Origin of the sequence: Pelagicoccus mobilis (assembly GCF_016595505.1) — a bacterium.
Lineage (GTDB): Bacteria > Verrucomicrobiota > Verrucomicrobiia > Opitutales > Opitutaceae > Pelagicoccus > Pelagicoccus mobilis.
This window is the reverse complement of sequence record NZ_JAENIL010000045.1, coordinates 15,212-41,135: the sequence shown is the minus strand read 5'-3', so window position 1 is coordinate 41,135 and position 25,924 is coordinate 15,212. Positions and strand designations below refer to the sequence as shown.

The 25,924-nt window shown below is 53.4% G+C and carries 17 protein-coding genes; 10 read left to right on the top strand and 7 right to left on the bottom strand.

Features of this window, described 5'->3' with window-relative positions:
- The first annotated feature begins 37 nt into the window (after window positions 1-37).
- The 9 genes from JIN87_RS20765 to JIN87_RS20725 all read left to right on the top strand — a co-directional run bounded on the left by JIN87_RS20765 (window position 38) and on the right by JIN87_RS20725 (window position 13,010).
- A complete protein-coding gene (locus tag JIN87_RS20765) occupies window positions 38-2,041 on the top strand; it encodes an AGE family epimerase/isomerase (protein WP_200357544.1) in 2,004 nt (667 codons plus the stop codon).
- Between the two features lie 60 nt (window positions 2,042-2,101).
- Window positions 2,102-3,736, top strand: a complete 1,635-nt coding sequence (locus tag JIN87_RS20760) for an arylsulfatase (protein WP_200357543.1) — start codon at window positions 2,102-2,104, stop codon at window positions 3,734-3,736.
- 69 nt (window positions 3,737-3,805) lie between these two features.
- Window positions 3,806-4,921, top strand: a complete 1,116-nt coding sequence (locus JIN87_RS20755) for a lactonase family protein (RefSeq protein WP_200357542.1) — start codon at window positions 3,806-3,808, stop codon at window positions 4,919-4,921.
- Between the two features lies 1 nt (window position 4,922).
- On the top strand, window positions 4,923-5,789 hold the full coding sequence (locus tag JIN87_RS20750) for a 3-keto-disaccharide hydrolase (RefSeq protein ID WP_200357541.1): 867 nt from the start codon (window positions 4,923-4,925) through the stop codon (window positions 5,787-5,789).
- A gap of 60 nt (window positions 5,790-5,849) precedes the next feature.
- Entirely contained in the window at window positions 5,850-8,156 is a 2,307-nt protein-coding gene (locus JIN87_RS20745; protein ID WP_200357540.1) for a glycoside hydrolase family 2 protein, read from the top strand.
- Window positions 8,157-8,303: 147 nt separating this feature from the next.
- Complete coding sequence (locus JIN87_RS20740; RefSeq protein WP_200357539.1) at window positions 8,304-9,587, top strand: nucleoside hydrolase-like domain-containing protein; 1,284 nt, start codon at window positions 8,304-8,306, stop codon at window positions 9,585-9,587.
- A gap of 49 nt (window positions 9,588-9,636) precedes the next feature.
- Window positions 9,637-11,178, top strand: a complete 1,542-nt coding sequence (locus JIN87_RS20735; protein WP_200357538.1) for a nucleoside hydrolase-like domain-containing protein — start codon at window positions 9,637-9,639, stop codon at window positions 11,176-11,178.
- 117 nt (window positions 11,179-11,295) lie between these two features.
- Window positions 11,296-12,147 carry a sugar phosphate isomerase/epimerase family protein gene (locus tag JIN87_RS20730; protein ID WP_200357537.1) on the top strand — a complete coding sequence of 284 codons (852 nt, stop codon included), beginning with the start codon at window positions 11,296-11,298 and terminating at the stop codon, window positions 12,145-12,147.
- Window positions 12,148-12,434: 287 nt separating this feature from the next.
- The gene (locus tag JIN87_RS20725) at window positions 12,435-13,010 is read left to right on the top strand and encodes a VPDSG-CTERM sorting domain-containing protein (RefSeq protein WP_200357536.1); all 576 of its coding nucleotides are present in this window, start codon (window positions 12,435-12,437) and stop codon (window positions 13,008-13,010) included.
- A 247-nt stretch (window positions 13,011-13,257) separates the two neighbouring features.
- On the opposite strand, the gene JIN87_RS20720 is transcribed toward JIN87_RS20725, so the two are convergent.
- The 6 genes from JIN87_RS20720 to JIN87_RS20695 form a co-directional block, all read right to left on the bottom strand.
- A complete protein-coding gene (locus tag JIN87_RS20720) occupies window positions 13,258-14,121 on the bottom strand; it encodes an SGNH/GDSL hydrolase family protein (RefSeq protein WP_200357535.1) in 864 nt (287 codons plus the stop codon).
- Between the two features lie 192 nt (window positions 14,122-14,313).
- The gene (locus JIN87_RS20715) at window positions 14,314-15,354 is read right to left on the bottom strand and encodes a glycoside hydrolase 5 family protein (RefSeq protein WP_200357534.1); all 1,041 of its coding nucleotides are present in this window, start codon (window positions 15,352-15,354) and stop codon (window positions 14,314-14,316) included.
- A gap of 1 nt (window position 15,355) precedes the next feature.
- Complete coding sequence (locus JIN87_RS20710) at window positions 15,356-16,768, bottom strand: sulfatase family protein (protein ID WP_234033536.1); 1,413 nt, start codon at window positions 16,766-16,768, stop codon at window positions 15,356-15,358.
- Between the two features lie 41 nt (window positions 16,769-16,809).
- On the bottom strand, window positions 16,810-18,315 hold the full coding sequence (locus tag JIN87_RS20705) for a sulfatase family protein (protein WP_200357532.1): 1,506 nt from the start codon (window positions 18,313-18,315) through the stop codon (window positions 16,810-16,812).
- Window position 18,316: 1 nt separating this feature from the next.
- Window positions 18,317-19,759, bottom strand: coding sequence for an MFS transporter (locus JIN87_RS20700; protein ID WP_200357531.1), 1,443 nt, complete (start codon window positions 19,757-19,759; stop codon window positions 18,317-18,319).
- A gap of 94 nt (window positions 19,760-19,853) precedes the next feature.
- Window positions 19,854-23,261, bottom strand: a complete 3,408-nt coding sequence (locus JIN87_RS20695) for a TonB-dependent receptor (RefSeq protein WP_200357530.1) — start codon at window positions 23,259-23,261, stop codon at window positions 19,854-19,856.
- A gap of 388 nt (window positions 23,262-23,649) precedes the next feature.
- On the opposite strand from JIN87_RS20695, the gene JIN87_RS20690 reads away from it, so the two are divergent.
- Entirely contained in the window at window positions 23,650-24,516 is an 867-nt protein-coding gene (locus JIN87_RS20690) for an AraC family transcriptional regulator (RefSeq protein WP_200357529.1), read from the top strand.
- Window positions 24,517-24,548: 32 nt separating this feature from the next.
- Here JIN87_RS20690 and JIN87_RS20685 read toward each other — a convergent pair whose 3' ends face one another.
- Complete coding sequence (locus tag JIN87_RS20685; protein WP_200357528.1) at window positions 24,549-25,904, bottom strand: sulfatase-like hydrolase/transferase; 1,356 nt, start codon at window positions 25,902-25,904, stop codon at window positions 24,549-24,551.
- Between the last annotated feature and the right edge of the window lie 20 nt (window positions 25,905-25,924).

Sequence of the window (25,924 nt, the reverse complement as noted above, 5' to 3'; positions counted from 1 at the left end):
GCGACGAAGGAGCGATGTCAAAAATAATACATACGAGATGAACCAAAGAATCAAACGCTTCATCCTCCCCCTCCTCCTACTTCCCGGAATATCCATTCTCCATTCCGCCTCCCTCGACTTCCCACAAGAAGGACGCTGGTCCGTTGCCACCGCATGGGAAGAAGAAGCCCCCTCCAACTGGCACCACACTTCGCCCTCCAAATCCGAAACAGTTGGAGAATGGACCATCCACTACGGCACCATCTCCCTCCCCTCCGGCGAACTCAAACTGCGAGACGCCCAACGCGAACGCGTCGACGGACTCACTGAAATCCGCCGCCGCTGGGAATGGACCGGCGACTCTCCTCTCGAGGAAGTCACACTCTCCATTCGCACCCAAACTAAACTAACCTCTGCCCGCCCAATTCTTCCAGGCATCAGTTACTACGGAAATCCAGCCGGTCAGAAAGTCGACCCCACACGCATTCCCGTCATCGCCGACACCCCGGGTGGCAAAGGCTACTACGAGGAACACCGCTATCCCATGCCTTTCGCCGGAGCAGAAGGAGTATTCGGCTCCCAAACACAAGTCGCCGCACTCCACAGTCTCCCCAGTCCACTTCAATACGGAAACCTCGAAGATCAATGGTGGTCGCTCGGGTTCGAACGCATCGACGCCGATACCATTGAGCTCGCCCTCCTCTCTGGAGCCGTCGCCTCCAACGAGCAAACAGGCACCATCAAGGCCGAACAAAAACGTTTCATCCCGTACACCGGAGCCTACTGCACCCTTCAGCCCGGAGCGATCGTCGACAAAACGGTCTATCTTCAATCCCCCCAAAAAACAAAACGCGGCCACGGATTAAGCGACCTTGTCGAAAGTTCCCTCACGCTTTTCAATCAGTACTCGACCGACGGATACACGCCCTACCGCGAAATCCTGCAACTCAAGATGAACGACTCCGTCAATCGCTGGCGGGAGGGAGAGCAATACGCGGGTATCGATGCTTTTCCCGGCGAGGAACGCCCTTGGGTCGACCTAGGCTGGGCTGGCCAATCAGAGGCGGTAGCTTACCCATTCATACTGATGGGTGGCGCTTTCGGCATCAAACAAGCCGACGAGATCGCCCAGAAAGCCATGGACTTCATTTCCACCTCTCCGTTCACACCAAAAGGCTTTTCCATCCGCTACAACTATCACGATCAAGAATGGTACGACCGACGCAACCCACTTTCCCAAGGGCAAACCATGAACAACATGTTCAACGCCCTGCGCGTCGCCCGGGCAAACGGGCACTTCGACACTAGCAAATGGGAGTCATTCCTGCTCAAGTCGTGTGAACTCCACGCCGACCGCATCCTTTCCGATGACTGGTATCCCGTATCCACAAACGAAGGATTCCTCATCGCACCTCTCGCCCAAGGAGCCGATCTGCTCGGCAAAAAGCGATTCCTCAAAGCAGCCCGCAAAGCGGCTGATCATTACCTAAACCGTCACCTTTCGATGGATGAACCCTACTGGGGCGGCACGCTTGACGCCCGGTGCGAGGACAAAGAAGGGGCATGGGCTGCCCTTCAAGGATTCCTCACCCTGTATGAGATTTCCAACGACAAGAAATACCTTTCCGCTGCCCGTCATGCCGCCGATGTCGTTCTCAGTTACATGTATGTTTGGGATGTTCCCATGCCTGCCGGTCGTCTCGCCGACAACGCATTCCGCTCTCGAGGCTGGACGTCAGTCTCCGTGCAAAACATGCATCTCGACGTCTACGGCGTACTTTGCGCTCCTGCGATTTGGAAGCTCGGTGAATTCACCGGCCAAGACCTCTACAAGAAAGCAGCCCGCCTTCTCACCGTCCCCTGCGGTCAATTGACAGACCCCTGGGGCTCAGCCGGCGAACAGCTTCACCAAACAACCTACGCCCAGCACTACAATGCAGTGCACATCGACGGCGTCCGCGGCGACTACATAGAAAACTGGAACGTCTACTGGATCACCGCTCACTTCCTAACCGCCGCTGCCCAATTCCAAGAAATGGGTATCGACGTCACCACCTGGTAACTACAGGAGGGAAGCGGCCTTGTGCCGCGATTCCCTTCATCAACAACTTTCCCCGATACAATGATACGCAAACGACTAGCCCTCCTTTTCACACTCCACATTTCACACTTCACACTCAGTTTGGTTGCTGCTTCCGCCAGCAAACCAAACATCGTCCTCATCATGTCGGACGACATGGGCTGGTCTGACATCCAACCCTATGGAGGCGAAATCGAAACGCCCGCTCTCCAGAACCTCGCTGACAACGGCCTTCGTTTCACCCAATTCTACAACAGCGCCCGTTGCTCTCCTACACGCGCTGCATTACTCACCGGACTCTACCAACACCAAGCTGGCATGGGCATCTTAGCCGAAGACCCCGGGGTCGCCGCTCCAGCCGATGCCGATTCTGGATACAAGCGCTACCTCAACAAATCCTGCGTCACTATCGCCGAAGCCCTCAAGCCCGCAGGTTACCACACTTACATGGCCGGCAAATGGCACCTCGGGTACCACGGCCAGGAAAAATGGCCCCGCCAACGTGGCTTCGACCGCTTTTACGGCATTGTATCAGGTGCGTCCTCCTTCCACGCCCCTCGTCATCCTCGCGGTCTCACCCTCGACAACGACCACCTTCCGGAACCCACCGGCGAGTACTACACAACCGACGCCTTTACCGACTACGCCCTCGAATTCATCGACACCACCCCCGAAGGCGAGCCCTTCTTCCTCTACCTTTCCTACACCGCACCCCACTGGCCTCTGCACGCCCGCGACGAGGACATCGCCAAGTTTACCGGCCGCTACCGTTCCGGTTGGGACGTCTTGCGCGCCTCCCGTTGGCAACGCCAAATCGCCGCTGGCCTCGTCGATCCCTCATGGGGGCTTTCCCAACGCGACGATGGAGCACGCGCCTGGACCGAACTCACCGAACAGCAAGTATCCGAACTAGACTACCGCATGGCCGTCTACGCCGCCATGGTCCACCGTATGGACCACAACATAGGCCGCGTCGTTAAACACCTCAAAGATTCCGACCAGCTCGACAACACCCTCCTGATTTTCCTCAACGACAACGGAGCCTGTGCCGAACCGTATACCGATCTCGGTGGCGGTCTCTTTTCAGCCGTCAATCAACCACGAGCCGGAGGAGCTGGTGGTCCGAAAAACCTCAAAGGCGGTTCTTCCTACGGCACCGGCTGGGCCAACGCCTCAAATGTCCCTTTCCGTCGCTACAAAGCAAAACTCTACGAAGGCGGCATTGCGACCCCACTCATCGTTCACTGGCCCGCCGGACTCACAACAGCGCCCGGCACCCTCACCCACGAAAAAGGCTATCTCACCGACATGATGCCAACCTTCCTCGAAGTGGCCGGAGCGTCCTATCCAAGCGAATACGAGGGCAACAAGATCAAGCCACTCTACAGCAGCAGCCTCATACCCATATTCAAGGGCGATTCCCGCGACACCCACGACTGGATGTTCTGGGAACACTACATAGATCGAGCCGCCCGCAAAGGTGACTGGAAAATCCTCGGTCGCATCGGCGACGAGAACTGGGAACTCTACAACCTCGCCACTGATCGAACCGAATCAATCGACCTCGCCGACCAACACCCCGAACTCGTCACCGAAATGGCCGCCGCCTGGCAAGAGTGGGCCGAATCCCACGACGTCCTCCCCAACTACCACGGCACCAAAGATCCAAAACACTAATGCCAACTCAGGTGGGTCAGCCGCTCCGCGGGTGACCTCCCCACAACCCACGTTCCTTTGCTCCGAGGTATGATCCCCCTCCCCCAACTCTTCTTCTCCTTCTTCATCTACATTTCCTTCTCCAGCGCTCCAACCATGCCTGCTACCCCACTCTACATCGCCTCCGCCGACAACGAAGGCCAAGCCGGCATCTACCTCGCCCACTTCGATCCCAATGACGGCAGCCTCTCCACTCCGAGCAAACTCATAGGGGAACGCCCCTTCTTCTTCAAACTCTCCGCAAACGGCGAGCACCTCTATCTCACCACCCATCAAGGCCAGTCTGACAACGCCGCCGCTCTCCATTCCTACCGTATCGAACCGGACAATACACTGGCACCACTAAACAGCGTACCCTTTCCCGGCCGCATTCCCCTCCACATAGATCTGCACCCCGAAGGCACTCACGCCCTCGTAGCCAATTACCTCACACCGACCGTCGTATCCATCGCCATACGCGAAGACGGATCCCTAAGCCAAGTCACCGACGAGGTCACACTCACCGGATCCAGCATTCACCCGAAACGCCAAGACCACTCCTACCCACATTCATCGTTCTTCTCGCCAGATGGCAAGTACGCCTACGTCTGCGACCGCGGAACGGATCGTCTCGGCTCCTACGCCTTCGATCCATCCAACGATACTCTCACCCCACTCACTCGCCCCATTGTAGCTCGCCCCGGTGCCGGTCCCCGTCATCTCGCCTGGCACCCAGATGGTACCGGCCTTTTCGTAATCAACGAAATCAACGGATCCCTGACTCACTACGCCTATGATACAGCCACCGGCTACCTTTCAGAGGGCAACACCTACCCAACCACCGCTCCGGATCAGACCGCAGAAAACTTCAGCGCTGAAGTCCGCATCCATCCCAACGGAAAATTCATCTACGCCAGTAACCGTGGTCCCGATACCCTCGCCGTATTCAAAATAGCAGACGACCACAGCCTAACACTCGTTCAGCGCATCAGCTCCGGCGGTCAACATCCACGCTACTTCGAGATCCATCCGTCCGGAGAATGGCTCATCGTCTCCAACAAGAACTCGGACAACCTCACCCTTTTCTCACTCGATCCAGCAACCGGCCAACTCACAGCAAAGTCCAACACCCCTTTCCCAGCCCCTACTGGTTTAGCCTTCAGATAAAATGAAAACACTCGCTTCTCTTTCATTGGCAGTCGCAAGCCTACTCACCTCTTCAGCTCTTTCCGCCGAAAAGGATTGGGATCCGCTTCTCGATCAAAATCTTTCGAAATGGGAGCTCTGGATGGGCGTTCCCCATCCAAGCGTGAAAGGTCTTCCAGCCGGAACCCCAACCGCAGAGAAACCCCAAGATGGAATACCACTAGGTCTCGATAACGACCCTAAGAATGTCTTCTCCATCATCACACAGGGCGACGAGCCCGTACTAAAAATCACTGGCGAGATCTATGGCGGCCTTACAACACTCTCGGAATACGAGAACTACCACTTCTCCGCCAAAGTTAAATGGGGCGAACAAAAGTGGGAGCCGCGACTCGATCGCAAACGCGACAGCGGATTCCTCTATCACTGCGTCGGCCCGCACGGAGCCTTCTGGAATGTCTGGATGCGCTGCGTCGAGTTCCAGATTCAGGAAGGCGACTTCGGCGATCTCTTCATGCTTGCCGGCACCGGCGGAACCGTACGTGTAACCGAGAATGCGAACCCCATAAAAGGCCAGGCACAATACCGCTGGGATCCTACATCCGACTACATCAAAAAAGGCCGCGTTCAAATCGCCTCCGACGAGGAAAGTCCCCACGGCAAATGGACACACATAGAAGTCTACGCCGTAGGGGATAAGTCAGTACACATGGTAAACGGCCAAGTCGTCCTAGCCATCAAGGACATCCGCCAACGTGACGCCGATGCCCCCCTCACCAAAGGCAAACTACAAATCCAATCCGAAGGGGCAGAAGTCTACTATCAAGACATGAAAATCCGCCCCATCTCCAAGTTTCCTAAGGCAATTAGCAAAGCCGCCAACTTCTAACCAACCCTTCGTACGTCTTCGTGCTTCTTAGTGCCCTTCGTGGGCAAAAACAAACTCCCAATGAAACCGTTACACCTACTAGCCACCGCTATTACCCCAATCCTAGCCATCACTTCGCTCGCAACTGCAAGCGACGACTCCACCTACGGCTCCTTAAAAACACCCTGGGCCGCCGAAGTCTCCGAAGAACTCCCTTGGCCAGAGTACCCACGCCCCCAACTTGTCCGCGACTCCGACTCCTGGTCAAACCTCAACGGCAAGTGGAACTACGCCATCACCGAAAAAGGTTCTCCATCACCAAAATCCTGGGACGGTGAAATCCTTGTCCCATTCGCTGCGGAGTCACAACTCTCCGGTGTCCAGCGAAACGTAGGAGCTGACCGAGAACTCTGGTACCAACGCGACGTCGATATCGCTCAAGCTAGCAACGGCGACCGTGTTCTCCTTCACTTCGGGGCCGTCGACTGGGAGTGCGAGGTGTGGATCAACGGCGAAGCCATGCCAGTCCATCGCGGTGGTTACGATCCTTTCAGCTACGACATCACCGATCACATCAAACGCCGCAACCCGCAGGAGATCAAAGTCCGCGTCTGGGACCCTACCAGCGAAGGCGAGCAAGCCCGCGGTAAGCAAGTAGACAAGCCGGGCGGTATTATGTACACCGCAGTCACCGGCATCTGGCAAACCGTCTGGACCGAAACCGTACCCGCCTCCTCGATACGTGCTGCCTACACAGTGGCAGACATTGAAACCTCGACCTTCACAATCCACACCGAAACAGCTGGTCGCTACTCTCCACAGCTCACCCTCAAAGCCACCGCTACTCTCGACGGGAAGCCCGTTGGAACTGCCTCCGGTCCCGCAAACCACCCACTCGATCTAAAAGTATCGAAATCCAAACTCTGGACTCCAGAGTCTCCCACTCTCTACGACATCCAGCTCGAGCTCATTTCAAGCGGCAAAACAGTCGACACCGTATCCACCTATTCAGCACTCCGCGAAGTCGGACTTGCAAAAGACAGCGTCGGCCAGACACGTATCACTCTCAACGACGACTTCCAATTCCTCCTTGGTCCCCTCGACCAAGGCTGGTGGCCAGACGGTCTCTACACCGCTCCCACCGATGAAGCTCTCCGTTTCGATATCGAAGCCACCAAAAAGATGGGCTTCAACACCGCTCGCAAACACGTGAAGATCGAACCAGCCCGCTGGTACTACTGGGCGGACAAGCTAGGTCTCCTCGTCTGGCAAGACATGCCCTCCGCAAATGGAGCGACCTTCAACAGCATCATCCAAGCGGAACACCAAATATCAACCGAAGCCGCCGCCCAGTTCCGCCATGAGACTAACGCCATGGTCGAATACCTACGCCCCTTCCCTTCGGTCATCATTTGGACAATTTTCAACGAAGGTTGGGGTCAGCATAACTCCACCAACCTCCAGAAGTGGCTTATGGCTTACGACCCGACTCGCATCGTCGGCGGACCTAGCGGTTGGCAAGACCACGGACACGGTCACCTCGCCGACATTCACCGCTACCCTGGTCCAGCAATGCCGGACACGATCAAGGATCGCGCCCTCGTGCTTTCTGAATACGGTGGCATCAAAGGCCAGCTTCCCGGTGACCACACCTGGGATCCTAAAGGCGGCTGGGGTTATGGAGCCGATACCGCTGCTCAAACGCCCGAAGAAGCAGCCGAAGCACGCAACGAACGCTACCGCGGGATCAACGAGGAGCTAAAGCCACTCATCCGTGCAGGACTCTCTGCAGCCATTTACACTCAGACGACCGACGTCGAAGTAGAAATAAACGGCCTCCTCACGTACGATCGTGTTGGATACAAGTTCGCCCCTGAGTGGCTCGCCAAAGAGCACGCCCCGCTCTACAACATCGACAAGAAGCAAAGCAAACCACGCACCCTCCTTCCGACAAGTCGCGAGGCCTCAAGCCGCTGGAGCTACACCACAAACGAACCCTCCGAAGGTTGGGAACAGCCAGACTTCGACGACTCCAACTGGAACTCCGGACTCGCTCCCTTCGGTGATCCAGACGGTGAACTCTTCCCAGTCAATACTCACTGGGTCAGCGAACACATCTGGCTCCGCCGCAGCTTCGAAGTCAGCGATGCCAAGATCGGCGACCTGATGCTCCAGCTCCACAACAACGACGGAGTAGAGGTCTACCTCAACGGAGTGCTCCTTCGAAAGACAGGCGGTTGGTCCCCCTTCTATCGTCTTGAACCCGCCCTCGAGGAAGCAAAAAAGGCCCTCAAGAAAGGAACCAACACCATCGCCGTACGCTGTGAAAACAACTCTCAAGGCATCCGCATCCATTTCCTAGACCTCGGCCTCGTCGACTTCCAATAAGGTAGCGGCCGTCGTCCCGACGGCCATTTCCCTTCCCACATCAATCTGTGATATCTGTGTAATTGTCTCTTCGCTCCGCTCATCGAGTGTCGTCACTACGTTCCTCGGTAGTGGTCAAAAAAACACACAACCTGATCATTCCCCCAAGTGAAACACTTCCTACTTCATACATCATCCCTCATAATTCTCTCCCTCCTAACCGCCTGTACCCAGTCCACCAACACAGTCACCTCTGAGGAGCGTCCCCGCATTTGGGTCCTCACCGACATGTCCGATCCGAACGATCGTCGTGCAGGCGGCCACCCCTATAATGATCCCGACGACATAGTCTCCTTAGCGGCCCTCCTTCTCGAAGCCAATCGTTTCGATATCGAACGCATCGTCTACTCCTCCAACCAACGGGTTGGCCTCAGTGACGCCACAACATTCTTCAACGAAGTCTTCGTCGCCGCCTACGAGCATGATCAACCCTACCTCAACGAAGCCTTCCCCGGCTACCCTGAGACAATTCCCTTCGAAATCTCCAGCGTTCAGCAAAACGGGACTCCAATCCCCTACGATCCAAATTCCGACTACACGGATCTCAGCAAACTCCCCACGGTAGCGGATCTTGTAACCACTGCTGAGGAAGGTCCGCTCTACGTCCTTATCTGGGGACCGGCTACCGAGGCTGCCATGGCAGTGAAACACTGCCTCACCACTGGTAAGCTCGATGCACTCGAAAACATCACCATGGTCGCCCACTGGACCAAGTCGCTCATCGCCCAAGGCACTCCCGAACGCCCCTTCCACGTCGCCAACTGCCGCGACGACGAGATCGCCTGCCACTACTTGCACGAAGAAGCCCTCAGCAACCCACTCGTCAAATACGTCGAACTCGGCTCCACCGGCCAAAAAGGCGTGGTCAACGGTTCCGACAAGTATCCAAATATCGACGACTTCTCCAACAGCCGCCTCGGTCAAATTTTCCGCCACGCAAAGTTCTACCATGGCAAACCCGACCAGTCCGATGGAGCGACCTTTTGGCTGCTCGTAGACGAATTCGGCCCCACCATCGACGAAGTCGCCAACGACGGCACCATGGACCAAGCCACTGAAGAGAAAATGCGCGACCAGTTCCTCGCCGACTCCCCCGCTCTCATGGACGATCTACTCACTCGTTCCAACGCAGCAGCCAAGGCAGGCAGTCCATTCAGCCCAGCGTTCATCGCCAACGAGTTCACCTACGTCTACCAATTCCTAAACGGCAAGTTCTACATCTACGCCCCACTACCAGCTGAGTACACGATCAAAAACGCCTCCGGCGAAACCGTCCTCTCCGGCACCGCCGACGGCAATAAAGAGCTAGATTTCTCCAACCTCCCCAACGGCACCTACCCCGTAACCGTCACCCTCGGCGGCATCACCCGAGACTTCGAGTTAGTGAAATAGGTAGGGCTCGACCGCCGGGCGAGCCGCCACAACCCGAGCAAAAGCTATCATGAAAACCATGCCCTCACACCGAAGCGGACTGCCCGGCGGTCAGTCCCTACCCCGCCAACTCCTCACCCTCCTCGCCCTCTTCATCTACTTCTTTACACCCCTCACCGCACACGCTCTCGAAAAGCCCCGCGTCATCGTTCTCGCCGACATGGGCAACGAGCCAGACGAAGAGCAACAGATGGTGCACCTACTCCTCTACGCCAACGAACTCGACATCGAGGGCCTCATCGCCGTCACAGGCAAATTCCTCCGCAAAGATCCCCAGCCCGAACTTTTCTTCCACCTCATCGACGGCTACGACCGGGTTGTAGACAACCTCCGGATACACGCCGATGGCTGGCCCAACGCTTCCCATCTCCAGTCCGTTGTCGCCGAAGGGCAGCACCGCTACGGCATTTCCGACGCCAAACTTGGCCGCACCTCCCCAGGTTCCAGGCTCATCGAGCGCTCCCTCCTCAAAGACGATCCACGTCCTGTCCACGTAATCGTCAATGCAGGCAGCAATACGCTCGCCCAAGCTCTTCTCGACCTGGAAGTAAAACTTCCCACTTTCGAATTCCAAGCCGCCCTTGCTAAACTCCGCGTATTCGAAAACGGAGCTCAAGACAATGCGGGTGCGTGGATCATGGCACGTTGGCCATCCATCAACTGGATACGTTCTAACTATCAAACCTACTGTTATGGTGGTCCGAGCATAGACGGTGGCCAAGACAACCGCGGCAGCGGAAAGGAACTCGGCCCCTACACTTGGAAGCCCTACGAATACTCCGGTCTCGGCCAACACCTCTGGGCCCTCGAGCACCTGAAAGGAAACCACGGTCCCCTCATGGCCCGTTGGCCGCTCCGTCAGTTTCCACGCGGCGGTGTTTCTTTTCTCGAAGGCGGTGGTACGATTCCCTTCCTCCGTCTCCTTCCTAACGGATTACAAGATCCCGAACACCCAGAATGGGGTGGCTGGGGAGGACGCTACCAAAACACCCGTAGCAAAAACGTTTGGTCCAAACACCGCGATGTCCGGGTCGACGAACAGACCTACGGAGAATTCCACATGTTTGACGAAGCGGCTGACACGTGGACCGACCACACCGCAGAGCCGCCAATCACTCACACAAAAAACCACTTCGCTCCGGTCTGGCGTTGGCGAGACGCCTTCTTCTCCGACTTCGCCGCCCGTGCCGACTGGTGCCTGAAGAAGTACGAAGAGGCCAACCACTCGCCGACTATCATTCTTAACGGTAGCTCCGATCCAGTCATCGCTCACACCACGGCTAAAGCTGGCACCACTCTCACCTTTGACGCCAGCCAAACAACCGACCCCGACGGCGACCCACTCGTATTCAAATGGTGGATTTACGAAGAACCCAGCACCTACAAAGGCGACCTTAAAAAATTAGTCACCCATCCCGACCAAGCCACATGCAAGCTCGAGCTCCCGAGTGATGCCAAAGGCCAAACTCTCCACCTCATCCTCGAGGTCAAAGACAAATCCGACATTCATCCAATCACTTCCTATCGGAGAACCATCGTAACGATCAAGTAGGAGTGCGATGCTCCGTCATAGCGAATCACTCCAAAAGTTACCGAACTGGTGGGACGGCTTCTCCGAAGACGTCCTGATCGCCTTCGGAGAAGTCGATCCACCCCCTATTGACATCAGATGCACTCCCTCAAAAGACTAGCCTCCGTCCTCTTTTCCCTCATCGCAACTGCCATGCACGCTACTCCGCAGAATCCCATCTTCGCCATGAGCTACGGATTCTCCGATCATTCGATCGCCGAACGGATCGAGTTTCTCGCCGAGGTGGGATACAATGGCATCGGCGGTTTCGTTCACAACAAAAAGACCCTCGAAGAGTTTCGCCAGACCATTCAACACCCGCTCGTCGCTTCGGGACAGTTTCGAGTCTACGGCGTTTACATGCCACTGAATCTAGAACGCGACGATGCCCTGCCAATCGTGCAAAGCGTCCTTGAACTCGGACATTCGCAAAACGCACCCATCTGGCTCGCTCTACAAAATCCAAACGTCACTGAGGAAGCTACCGTTAACTTCACGCAAGCCGTCTGCGACCTCGCAGCCAAGTTCGATACAGAGGTAATCCTGTATCCACACGACCGGCACTACATACTCGATGTCGAAGATAGTATAACAATCATCAAGAAGGTCGCCCGGCCCAACCTCTACACTTCCCTTCAACTCCCCCATGAGCTTCGAGCAGGCAACGCACACCGACTTTCCGAGGTTGTTGAGCTCGCTTCGCCTTACAGTAAACTCGCCACGGTAAGCGGAGCAAACCTGCCCGGAAACTACACTCCCGGTTCGCGTGATTGGAGCGACGTCGTACAAGACCTCGCCACTAGCCAGTACGATGTCGAATCATGGATCCAACTCCTAAAAGATTCCAACTACAGCGGCCCACTCGGCTACAACAATTGGAAGATCCCAGAAGACACCGAAGAACATCACCGGAAGACAATAGGGCTACTAAATCTTTACCTCTCCAGGTAGCTTTAGACCTCTGTTGAGGTGCTCGACTAGGAAATGTCCCTGAGATCGATCGATAATGTAATCTAGTAAGGATCTCTTACAATCCGCTTATTCTCAGTAAGGCTTCTTGTATTTTTTACATCGATCTCATTTTCAATAACCTATTATCTTCCAATAACTTAAGAGCCAATTTATCCACCGTAGTCGAAGTCATTTCGCTTTGGGGCACGGTAAGTGCTAGTACCTAAGGTACATAAACCAATCCCTTCAAGGGCACTTACCCAAACAACAGTAAACAAAGACTCCGTATGAAAAAAATACTATCCCTCATCACAGTCACAATCGTGCTGGGAATCTCCTCGTCCCACGCGGTCACTATATACGAGGAAGACTTCAGCGACGCATTGGGAGGCTGGTCAACAAATTACACGGGTGCCGGCATATTTGGAATCGATGGAGGAGCGATGGCATGGCTCGGTAAAAACGTTGATCAAAATCCGACACAAAGCTCAGGGACATGGTTTAGCCCACTCATCAACATAGCAGGCTTCACAGATATCAAGATATTCGTAGACGTATGGACAAAGAACGACAGGGAATTTGAAACAAATGACTACTTGAGTGTAGGCTACGACCTCGATTCCAACGGGATTACAAATATCACCACATTTTTCGGCGCAATTCCAGATCAAACAGTCATGAGCTCAAGCCTCTCAGGTACAAGTTTGAAGGTCGCGATCGAAATCTTCAACACAGGCACAAACGAATTTACATACTTCGACAATGTTAAAGTAACAGGCACTCCAGTTCCTGATACGAGCACCACCTTCTCTCTCCTAGGGTTGGCCATTTTCGGTTTGGCGTTCTACCGGAACCGCAAATAAGAGCAAACCTCTACGGCTTTAGATTCACAAGGTTGAGAGTCGCCCTATTCCCAGCATATTAAAGTATCCTTATAGAGGATACAGAAAGATTCTCCAATCGGAGATTTGAGTGTAGTTTCCTAAACTAGGACTGCTCAAATCTCCGATTTTTTTGTGGATCACATTCGCAAAATGCGAACGATCTTGATCGAACAAGGAACTCAAAGCTAACAATCGCTATTCATTGAGAGGAAGCTGTTTCGCTGGGTCATTCTCGATTGAGCACTGACAATCGCTCACGGACCAACTCTAGCAAGATCCGCCCTCCTGTTTCATTCAGGTGAATCATATCAGTCAGCACCAGCAGTCGGTTACGTTTCGCAATACGCTGCCAGCTCCAGCCGAATCCAAACCTTAGGAAGACTGACTTCATCATCAGGCGGAGCGAGGCGCTACCGGAGTAGCTTGGCCCAGCGCTCGTATCTTGACCTCGCAAGTGTTCACGCAAAGCGCCATAGAGATCAACGAATTCCATGCCATGGGCAGAGCTTCGATCCCGCATGTATCCGTTCATGCGCTCGACGAGCTCGTTAACTGGCTCCCCCTGTCGTTCGCCCAGCATGGGAATCCCGACAACGATCACTTCTGCATCGCAGCGTGATTCGAGCTCGCAAAGCAGGGTTTCAAAATTAGCCTCGAAAAACGCTTCATCCGGCAACTGCGGAAGCTTTTGCCCCTTTTGATAAACCTTGGCTGCATCCAGGTTATCGATCGCCCGTGCATCGTTTGTACCGACCAATAAAGTCACCCGCTCGGGCTTCAACTCGGTTACCGATTCCAACCTCTGTACAAGGTTATAAGCCAACTCTCCGTTACAACCGGCGTTCAGCACTGCGTATCCCGCCGATTCTTCGGACTTTTCGAGATCACTCACCCAGTTGTAGCTGTGATGCCCGAGGGTCAGACTGTCGCCAAAACAAACGAGAAGTCGCTCCCCTCTCTCACGTCCCTTAGCCGCGTCATCAGCAAGGGATTCCAGCCGATCCCCTCCAAATACTCTCCTAAGACGGAGAAAAAACCAAATCCCCACAACAACGACAACGACACAAATCGCGAGGAGAAGCTCAAACACAGCTCACCCCCGTCGCACACTCTTCTGTGTTCAGAAAATCAGGCACCCCTCGTTTCTCAACGAAGTGGCAAGAAACTCAAGCGTACAAGGTTCCCGCCAAGAATTTAACTCTCGCAGATCTACAAACCAACCAGGCGACGGTTCGGTTCCTAAAGATACGGGCCGCCAAATTTCCAGCAAGCAAGCCAAACTCTAGACTACGTATTTCTGTACACCTGTTACCTCTCGAATGACCGCTTCTTCCAAGGGATACAGAAACCCTCCGTCCCGACTGAAAACGTCGTGGAAGAGCAGGCAGGGCTCGCCCTTTTCCTCAGTCCAACCCCAGGGGTATATGGTCTGCGTCCGTCCAGAAACCAAGCCCCAATTAAACGCACCAATTCCAAAACGTTTTAGCATCGGTAGTGTGTAAGCAAAGCTACTTCCTTGCCCACGAGCCATGTACTCGCTGCAAAACAACGGTCGATCATGAACCCTCAGTTTTTCGATTTTCTCTACCATAACATGAGGAGAGGCGTAGCAGTGGAAGCTGATAAAATCTGAGTGCGTCGCCAGAAACTCGTTGATGCGAGCGAAGCTCTCATCAAAGTTCCAGATCGCAGAGGTTAGCGGTTGTGTCACACCTCCAACACTCCTAGCCCACTCAAAGGCTGACTTGAGCAAAGGCAAAGAACGGTCGATCTGCTTTTCATCCTTGAGGCTGTCATCTCCCGAAGTGCCATTTCCGGGTTCGTTATAGAGATCCCATGCGAAGATACGTTCGTCATTGCGATATCGATACAGCAATCCCTTCACGTACCTTTCTAATCGCTCCCACTTGGACGAATCATTCACGATACGAACACCCGGCGACTGAACCCAACCCGAATTGTGCGTAAATGGCTTTGGTTCAGGTTGCGTACCAAGTGCGAAACTCTGATTCCAGCAATCATCAAATATGACGAACATCGTCGAGATCCCGCGCCTGTCTGCGATTTCCAAATACCGATCGATTCGCTCACAAAAGCCACTCGAGTCCTGCTCCCATAGCAAGTCATGCAAGTAGACTCGCATCGCATTCATGCCTACGTCTTCGGCGAAACCTAACTCACGATCAATCGTTTCTGGATCGAAACTCTCCTTCTGCCACATCTCCAACTGGTTGATTGCCGAACTGGGCACAAAGTTTGCTCCCACTCGATACGGCTGACTCTCCTGCCAATTCTTTATTTCTTCAATTGTCCAAACCTTCATATTACAAAATTTCGCAAATAGCCGTTTGTTCTTCGACTTTTCCACGAAGTCTCTCGAACACCTCATTGAACTCTCCTTTTCGATACAGGTTATTGTACAAATGTGGGTCCGCGATACGATCATAGAGCTCGTAAACCGGAGAATCGTTCCTTTCCACTACAGCCCGAACCAAACGGTAACGCCCATCATCTACACAATAGTACCCTTCTCCTTCCGCCAAAGTGTACTCGTAACCGCCACCAGCCACAGTCTCATCGATAGTCACCCCATCCACTCCAGTATACCCTGCGCCAATCCAGTCGGAGATCGTTGGAAAAATATCAATGGTCTGGATACGCTCCGATATTCGTCTTCCTTCCCCTCCGGCTCCTGGTCTCTTCATCAGGAAAGGAACCCTTAGGACTTCATCATATGCGCAGTTATGCTTCCCCCATAAACCATGATTGCCCAACATATCCCCATGGTCAGAAGTGAACATAATCAATGAGTCATTTCCGAACGTTCGATTCGCCGCACTTAAGACTGAGCCAACCTGTTCGTCAATCAAAGCCATATTGGCCAAGTAGTGCGTTCGCATCCGCTTCCAGTATTCTTCATCATAGTCCTTGCAAGCTCTTGTTTCCAAGTACCCACATCCATCTATTTTCCCTGGACCATGGTAGCTACTTTCATGTATTCGCTCCCCGTGATCCCATTCCCCCTCCCTTTTTTGAATAGGAGGAAGCCGATCCTGATCTACACGGGCTAAATACTCTTTTGGTGGATCAATCGGGTAGTGTGGCCCCGAAAACGAGAGCCATACAAAGAGGTCCCTTTCTCCATTCCACTCGTCAATATACTCTCGTGCCTTTCTCCCGACCCAAGCATCCGGATGCCAGCACGTCTGTCCTGGAAATTCAAATACACCTCCTTCTTTCCGATTCCAGGCTTTCCTGCGATACGCGTCTAAGAGCTCCTCGGTTTCGAGCTCACGACTATAGTCATCGTACTGCCAAATCGAGACGTTTTTGTCGTCCTGCAACGCAAGATGGTCGATCCCTAGACTCATATAGTAATCTCTGGTTCCTGGACTAGCGCTCGTTCTCTCGGGGGAAAAAGTCCCATACCTCACGCGTTCGTAATGACACTTGCCAAAATGAGCTGTAGAATACCCAGCCGTCCTTGCACTAGTATAGAGGTTAGGTATTTCCGGATCGAGGGGGTCTCCACTAAAGTTGCTATACGCGCCATGGGAATGCGGATACATCCCAGTCAATATCGAACACCGGCTTGGCATGCACCAGGGACTTACTGTATAGGCCTGATCGAAACACTCGCCCTGCAATCCGATACTATCGATATGGGGCGTTGAGATAGCTTCGCATCCATAGATACCAAGAGTATCCCTACGCTGCTCATCGGTAGTGATCAGCATGACCAACCTAGGTTTTGAATTTTTCATAATTGCTCTTTCCCTTATCCAGCGCCGACTCCCGCACAGATTTCGTCTTCAATTTTTTGGATCGCCCTATCCAATCGGAGCTCTGAATCGATCCCCCTCCATCGGCGGGTCGCTTCACCTACACGATGAGCGACGATTCTCTTACCATCCTCTCCTCGTTCGCCATCGACCACGAGACTTCGCTGCCTCTCTTCGACCACTTCCAAATCAGCCCTCCACCGCAACAAGGCGATCAAGAGCTGATCACGAATCGATCGATATTCCACCGAATGCCACAAATCGTATTGTTCCTTCGGGTCCTCGACCCGATCAAACAACCTTCCTTGCCCCTCCTCTATGTAGTACTCCAGCTTCCATTTCTCGGTGCATAAGGCAATCGACTTGAAAAGCGTTCCCGCTACGCAAGATCTAGGGCTCCTTCCTCCGTATTGTATACACGTATACAGATTAAATCCCTGTACTCCCTTCCACTTCGTGCCTCCAGCGGCGGCGATCGTCGAGGAAATATCTAACCAACTAGCGAAGCCCAATCGGCTACCCGCTGGTAAAGTCCCCGTCTGACGCATTACTAGAGGCACTCGCCACGATTCGTCATACCAGCAATGCTTGTCGTTGAAACCGTGATCAAAGTACTGCTGCCCGTGATCCGAGGTAAAGATAACAAGCGTGTCGGCCGCTAGATCCTTAGCATCCAAAAATGCCAACAAACGTCCAAGCAACTCGTCGGTGTAATTCGCATAGGCATAGTAGCGATGCCTCCACTCATCAATCGCCTCCCTGTACTTCGCATCATAACTTCGACCTAGAGCTTCCTGCCAATACTCGGGATCTCGCAGGGCTAGGCTCTCGTTTTCGCCGACTTCATCCAATCCAATCAAATCGCGGAGATGCTTGGGCCACTTGTCTTCCTCACCGGGACGATAGTTAAGGTTCGGCAAGCTGCTTTGGTCGATTCGTTCTAAACACCGCTGCGGAGGCTTCAATGGAAAGTGAGGCGCTTCGATCGAGCAAAACGCGAAAAACGGTTTCCCATCCAAAAGAGCGTTCCCCATTTCCTCGATACATCGGGCCGTTACAACAGCGTCCTTGATCACACCCGATCCATCGAACGCACGGTCATCGAGGAACTCGTCGCTATTCGAGAGCTTCGCAAGTTCCTCAGAACTCGGATCGACCACTCGATCGAAGTCCGGAAGCGCACCGAAATGTTGCTTCCCGGCCATGATCCGCCAATAGCCGGCATTCACGAGAACGTCGCAGATCGTATCCAATCCCTCCCGACGGGTCATTCCGTTCTCTAGGCATCCATGCAAAGGAGCGTGAAGTCCCGTAATCAGACTTGAACGAGCGGGTGTACAAACAGGAGAGCTCGTGTGCGCTTGCTCGAAACAGACGCCTTCACTCGCCAAGCGATCTGCATGAGGCGAAACAGCCTCCTGGTTACCCATGAAACGCAGAGTATCGCAACGCGTCGAATCCGTGCAAACGAGCAGGATATTCGGTCTCTTAGAATTTTTCATTCTACACCTCACCCCTTCTAAACTCTAACTCCTTGCGTATTTCGCGACATCGCTCAGCACCCAAGCTGTAGTTTCGGAAAACGAAATAAGCGATGACACACGCAATGATAGGAGCGACTGTGAAACAGATACGCATTCCAAAGAAAGCCCCTTCCGTTTGATCACCTCCTAAAGTTGAATCAAAACCGATTAACGCTAACAGGTATAAATTGAGTGCAGCGGCGACTCCGTTGCCGGACTTTTGGGCGAAGGACATTGCAGCTCCATAAACGCCCTCTCGTCTCTTGCCTGTATTCAGTTCATCGTAGTCGCAAACGTCCGCCATCATCGATTGCATGACGACAATAAGACAGGACTGCCCTGGCCCCATAAACGCTGCCACTACCAACTGCAGGTACCAGGCATCTGGCGTATAGCAGAAATATTTCAAAAGGCTGGCAAAGGACACAATGCAAAGGCCCAGTTTCACCGTCTTCCGTTTTCCGATTTTCTTCGAACGCCGTGTAACCACCGGTATCAAGGAAAGCGCTACAACATGCTGCCCGATCCCGTAAGCAAACTGATAGCTCGAGCCGACCAGTTTATCGCCATCCGCGATATAGTAAACGTTTAGGAAGAATCCCAAAAAATCGACCAATGAGATCCCAAACCAAAAGAGCACATGCGTGATCACGAGAAACAGAAATGGCCGATTCTTCGCCGTCTCTGTAAACATCATCTTGAGGGTAGCTTTTCCCTCCTTTTTGGCGACTTCCAGATAGCGCTCCTTTCCCGAGATTCCCGCGAAAATACCGGTTCCGATGATCGCCAACATCACGACGATGCCTAGGACTCTCGCCCCCCACAACGTCGGCGTGTCGATCACGTCCCCCGTTGCGTTCACATATTCGACCGCCCCTTCCGCAAAGAAGACAGCCCCTATCTTAGCGGCGAGCCAGGGCATGCCTTGATTAATCGGGCCGGAAATCTTTTCGCCCGCTGCTCGAAAAGCACAGATCGAGGTACGCTCGTGGTAGTTCGAGCTCATCTCTTTTCCAAGTGCTAGGAACGGAACGATGAACACCGTCGCCCCCGTGAAGAACAACAAAGCGAAAATAAGCCACCACCAGAAGTATCCCATTTCGGTCCACCCAAGCGGGATGAACCACATAAAGCCGAAAACGATTCCAGCCCACACAGCCCCCGCCACCACAAACGGCCTGCGCCTCCCCCAGCGAGTACGGGCATTGTCCGATATAAATCCCATCATCGGGTCGCTGATCGCATCCCAAAGGCGGAAGACCAGCATGGCAGTGCCCATAAGGGCCGGACTCACATTCAACGTAGCGACGAAGATGAGATTCATCAGACGAGTCGCCGCATTGTTCATGAAGTTCATGGCGATACCGCCAGATCCATAGAGGACCATCTCCCTCGTGGACACCTTCTCTTTCACCATATACATAAAGACAGGCTCTTTCGGAATCTCAACTCGTCACGCAAACTCGCAAAACACCCCGCAAAACGCGGGGCGTTGATCAAGGATACCATTCGTCGAGCTAGAAGCTAAAGGTGTTCGTCAAAAAGGTTTCTCTAGGTAGCGAGTTCCTGAATACAGCCAACTGACCATCTGGATTTGTTACGACAGGAATCACATCATCGTCACCAAACGCGTTACGAACGTTCAGCTGGATTCTCCAATCTACCTTATCTCCAAACAAAGGTCTGCTGTATTTCAGCCACAGGTCTCCGTTCATCTGATCCGGTCCCCAGAATGGGTTGTCCAAATCCGGCAAAGGAATCCCCTCTGAGTTCAGTACTAAGGGGTAGCCAGTCGCGGCTTTACTCTGATAGCGAAGACTGCCGCCAACACCAAAGCCCGCCAACTTGCCATCCTTGAAGTCATAGGTCGTTACCGCATTTACCCGCCATTCGCGTTGCTCTAGCGATTGCGTTCCCTCCTGCGACAAAGTGGCGAGCAAGGAGTTGAAGTTCTCGTTTTGCCAACGAGTCGTGAAAGTGAAGCTTTCCGCTAGTATCGGAGCATCCCATACATCGGCAAATGGTGATCCGAGGATGTTCGAGTTGATCTCGGCCGCAACCGCCGCCACTTTCGGAGCGATATCGTTCTGCACCGTCTCCTGCTGACCAGCATTTAGCATCACGCGCCAGTTCTCCGTAAGGTTCGCAACGACATCCAGCTCGAATCCTTCCGAACTGAAGCTCCGCGTCGCAGAGGGGTTAGCGATCTGATCTAGATCGTCCTCGTTGTCGTTGTTCTCGATTCGGTAGTTATAGATCGCCTGAATACGATCGGGCAGCAGGCCCACGATATCCGAATAGGCATCCTCGTAGCTGGTCCAATCATCAAAGGTATTTCCAGGTGTAATCGCCAGAGCTTCCTCGATCGTCATCCCTGCGTTCTCGGCATCGTTCCAGCGGCTTAACCAGTTTCCGATTCGGCTGTGAATCGTGGCATTCACGTCCGCCGTGTCGTTGGAGATGTCCGTTTCGAACCAATTAAACCGCATAAACACCCGGTCTTCCAAAAGTTCTAGACTGAACCCGTACTCCTTTGTTTCGCCCGCCGGTGACGCGATCTGAAACCCTTCGATGTCCGTGCGTACGCCGACCGGGTTGAAGTTCTCCGATTCGTTGTAGTGGAAACTCAAACGCGGCGAGCCTGGCAAATTCAGTTTGTCCATCCATGCGTCAGGCGTGTGAGCCACCACGCTCCAAGTAACAGTGTCCCCCTCCTCGGGAGCCAGGACTTCATCGCTCAACGGATCCCGCAAACGATCCAAGATATTGGAGGCATCGAGATCAACCTCTCCATCGGCCTTGCGAACAAGCGCCTCATTCTTCCAGTTCGTCTGCTTGTCCTTCCTGTATCCAAGAAGTCCAACTACATTGTCGTTCAAAAGATAACTCTGCATGCTGATGACCTCGGTATCTATTTCACGACGAGTACGCTCGAAGCTATTTAGGTAGTTACGCGTCGTCATTTCTCCGGTAAAGAAAGTGTCCTCTGTTCGGTTGTAGGTCTTCGCCGTATACTCGCTTCCATCCTTCGGGAGCGGAATATCGATGTAGTTCGTTATCTTCACATCATCGATCGATTGAATATTCGGGTCATTGTGGAGCGGATCACTCAGGTAGATCTGCGAGACTACTTGGCGGCGACCGATGTTGAGATTCCCGAAGTGGTAGTCGCTACCGCCCAAATCGATGTCTTCCGACACCCAAGCGGCCCCGACACCCATATCCACGATATCTCGGCTTTGGCTGCTAATCACTCCCGTAAACACATGCCGTCCCATCCAACTGAGATTGTCACTGCCCCTTAAATCCAGGTCATAGAAGGCCGTAGTCCGATGCGACTCGCGGTCGATATCCTGCGTTTCGTACCCTAGAATGCTTGCTTGACGATTGCCCGAAGTGATCACCATCAAACGGCCGAGATTCGGATTGGGAGTCTCATCGTTCCTGGTTTCATTTATGTCCACGAAGACATCATTGAAACTCACTTGGAACCCTCCGCTATTGAAGGGGAAGCGACGGAAAGTAGCATAGTTCTGACGATCATAGTTAAACTCAATCCCCCCTCGTCCATTAAAAAACGTCTGCTCAAGGGTGAAGTTCGCCGCGTCGAAATCCTGTGTAGCCAAATTCGTGGTACCAGCCAATGACATGTTCTCATTGTCAAATACGCTCAATGGTAGCGAAGCCGTCACGAAGTTCGGGAGGTATCCCTCGTGGTACAAAGAACTATTCAAGAAGTAGTCCCAAGTCTTGTTGGGAGCGCGACCGCCAAAACCGCGCACCGCCCGCATGACGCTCGCATCGAGGTCTGTACCAGTGAGCCCCGTACCTTGATTAGGTTCTTCGTAGATCATTGAGATTTGGATAAAGTTCGGCAATGCCGCTACCCCGTTGATATCTCCTCTCACCAAGCCCGGACGGCTTTGGTCGATCGTGTACTTTGGCTCGAAACTCCCATCGCTAAAAAAAGCTGGGAAAGTCGTACCCGTGATCGCTTCAAGCGGCCCCGGATCCGGCAATGAAAACCAACTCGAGATACCATCTCCTGGTGGAGTCACTTGTGGCGGATTGCTCTCAGTGTCGCCTGACTCGAAATTACCACGGAGAACAGTTGGGCCAAAAAACTCGCTGTTTTCATTCTTTAGCAGCACCGATTCCATCGCTGCGAAGATGCGTTTCTTCTCCTCATACGTGGGTCGTTGTTGGTAGTTAAAATCATCATACAGTGCAGCAACCCTAACAGCCAAGCGATCCTCGACCAGTACCTTGTTGTAGTTGAAGGTCTCGCGGTGACTCGAACGTTCACCCAAACGTACGCTCACTTCACCGAACTCTTCGGTTAGCGACGCTCGCAAAGTAGCGTTATTAATCACCCCACCGGCACTACCGATACCGAACAGCAGCGAATTAGGGCCCCGATTAATCGTTACGCGATCCGTATTATAGCTGTCGAAACCGATGTCCGTTTCAAAGTAGTTCCGCGTCAACTGGGCCGTTGCCAAGCCACGAACACGCTGTCCCTTCTGAGGGTTGGTTCGCTGAGACTCAAGGTCGACACGCTGACCACCAGCCACCGTGTCGTTACCACCAACGAAGTTGCCATTAGCTCCAGCGGTCTCGGTGTTTAGACCATAGGACAGCAAAGTCTGCGAATCAGTGGCTCCGGTATCCTCAAAAAACTCCGATGTCATTACAGAGATAGCCGCACCGACATCCCGAAGCTTAGTGTTAAGACGGGTCCCCGCCAAGGTCGTAGTCGCGCGATAACCAGCGTCCTCACTGGCATCCACACTGAACGGGCTTAATTCGAATACCTCTTCGCCGTCCAGCTCCGGAGTGGTGTCCTGAGCGCCAACATCGGAAGAGGAAAAAAGCAGCAGCAAACCAGCTACTGCCGAAAGACTTCGTTTCTGGGCCTTTTTCATTTTAGGGTCAGTCGTGAAAACGTGGGGGCCATCGAGCCGTAGATGGTCTGCGTTTTCTGGGGTACTATTGTTTGCAGTTATCGAGCGGGAATAACCCGCATCATCAATCCGGCTCAAAACGCCTCGAAGCTCAGCTTCGTAAAGGCGAGAACGACCAGATAATATCAAATCCCACCCAAACCCACAATTCCTGCTCCCCACCCATTTCTTGCAATAACCCACATTAGTTCTGAAAATCGACGTACTCGCTTTTCTTCCTTTTCATGCCCCGCCTCCTTCGTTAACTATGTCGCTCCCCTTGCAGAGCTAATATAATTGCAGTGCCTCAACAGAAAATCTGTATGCACGCGCCTTAGAATTCCAAGGTAAGACTCTCACGATTTCCCTCATGTCTCAAACCTACCCAGATCCCCAAAGGCTTGAAGAAACCCACTTCACAGGGAGAGACACCTTCCGACGTTCCACCGAACACTCTGACTACCCCAAGATGCGAGAAAAGCACGGCATGTTGGCGGCAGGCCATACCGTCGCCCGCCAGGGAAACCTCTTCGTTCGGCTCAATCCCTCCTTCAGCCAGATTCTGGTATCCTATGCGGGAGAGGGCGTCATGCTCATCGATGATCGATGGATGCCTTTGTACCCCGGACACGCGTACATCACTCCAGCGGGAGCCAAACACGCCTACTTCGCTAAACCCGATGCCACCTGGGAATTCTCCTGGGTGATCTACGAGGGTACGGGCCCCAACTCGCTCGGCTCGGCATTCAAAACCGAAGGACCATACATGATCGAAGTTCAGAACAACCTACTGAACCAGCCGCTGATTGGTCTCTATAACGAATCGATGCATTGGCACGACGAAATGGTCATGGACTCTTGGATCCAACTTTTGGATACATATGTAAGACGTGCTCTTACCAGCGAAGAAATCGACCCTCGTCTACGCCGACTCTGGCTGAAAGTCTCGGAAAACCTCTCCCACCCATGGAACTGCGTAAACATGGCAGAAGAAGCCAAAATGAGCGAAGAGCATCTCCGCAGGCTTTGCCACCAAAACTATAGCCAAAGCCCCATCCAGCGCCTACGCTCGCTCCGCATCAAATACGCCTCCGAGCTCCTTCTTTATTCCAATCTGAGCATTGAGCAGATCTCTGAAGAAGTCGGCTACAACGACGCCGCATCCCTCTACCGCTCCTTCCTAAAAATCCGCGGAGTCTCACCCGGCAAGTACCGTAGGCAAGTTCGTTCACACTGAACTCCCCCTAGTGTTGATCATTCACAAACAACTCAAATCTCCGATTCATTATTCTGCTCAAACCAGTTGAGCATCTCTTTTTGAAGGCGTTCCGCGAGCTCTCGGTTCTCTTTCGCTAAGTTCGTCGTCTCGTTTGGATCGGTCGAAAGATTGTAGAGCTCAAGCTCAGTTCCGTCAAAGGAGGAGAAGCACTTCCAGTCGCCATCGCGAACCGCGAGCACTGGGCTTCGCTCATCCTCGAGCTTCGGAATACTGAATCTTGGGTTACGACGACCGTACTCCCAGAACAATTTTTCCTGACGCTTGTGGGTTTCCCCAGACAACAGACTCTTTCCGAAATCCTCTCCGTCGAATCGAACCTCAGGCGGCAACTCAGCTCCGCCCAAACGACTCAGCGTCGGAAACAGGTCGATCGCGCTCACAATCGAATCCGTATCCACTCCACCGGCAGCAATTCGCCCCGGCCAGTACGCGATAAAGGGCATGCTGATTCCACCTTCGTAAAGACTGTTTTTGACGCCGCGCAGTCCATTGGTCCGGATACGCTCAAACGAAGGAGCAGGTCCGTTATCGCTGGTAAAGAGCACCAGCGTGTTCGCCTCTAATCCAAGCACACGGAGTCCATGCAGCAAACGTCCAATCTGTACGTCGAGGTCCTCGAGTACTGGTTTCAGATTCGCCAAGTCGAAATAGCCTTTCTTCTTGTCATCGAGCTCGGCAGGTCCTGAGACCCAAGGGCTATGAGGGTCGTCCGGCCAAAGATTCACGTAGCAAGGAGTCCCTTTGTTCTTCTTCAAGAACGCGAGAGTACGATCCACGAAATATGAGGTGCGATCCCATCGCTTGACAGTATCGTCCGGTCCCCAAATCCAATTCGTGGAAGTGAGCGCGGGATCAGGATTCGGGCTTTCCCAGGTCGAAACGTATTCATCGAATCCATACTCGCCGATGGAAGGCGCTTCTACATCACGCCCTCCCCCCATGTGCCACTTCCCAAAGTGTCCCGTCTTGTAGCCAACCGTTTGCAAAGTTTTCGCGATGGTGGGTGCCTCAGTCGACAAATAGTCGCTTTGATCACACAAGCGATTGTGTTTTCTGCTGCTTAAGAAAGTATTGATGTCCCACCGCAGCGGATACATTCCAGTGGTCACCGCCACCCGCGATGGAGAGCAAACAGGAGACGCGGTGTAGAACTGCTCATAGACACGCCCTCCTGCAGCCATCCGATCGATATTCGGAGTCGCCTGCACCGTACCACCCGTGTAGGAGGCGTCCCCCACTCCCATATCATCAACGTAGATGAGAATGATGTTAGGTTGGGTCTGCTGTGCCACCAACAGAGCCGAAAAGCACAAACTAACAAGGGTACCAAATAACGTAGTTCTCATTCCTATACCGAAATCCCCGT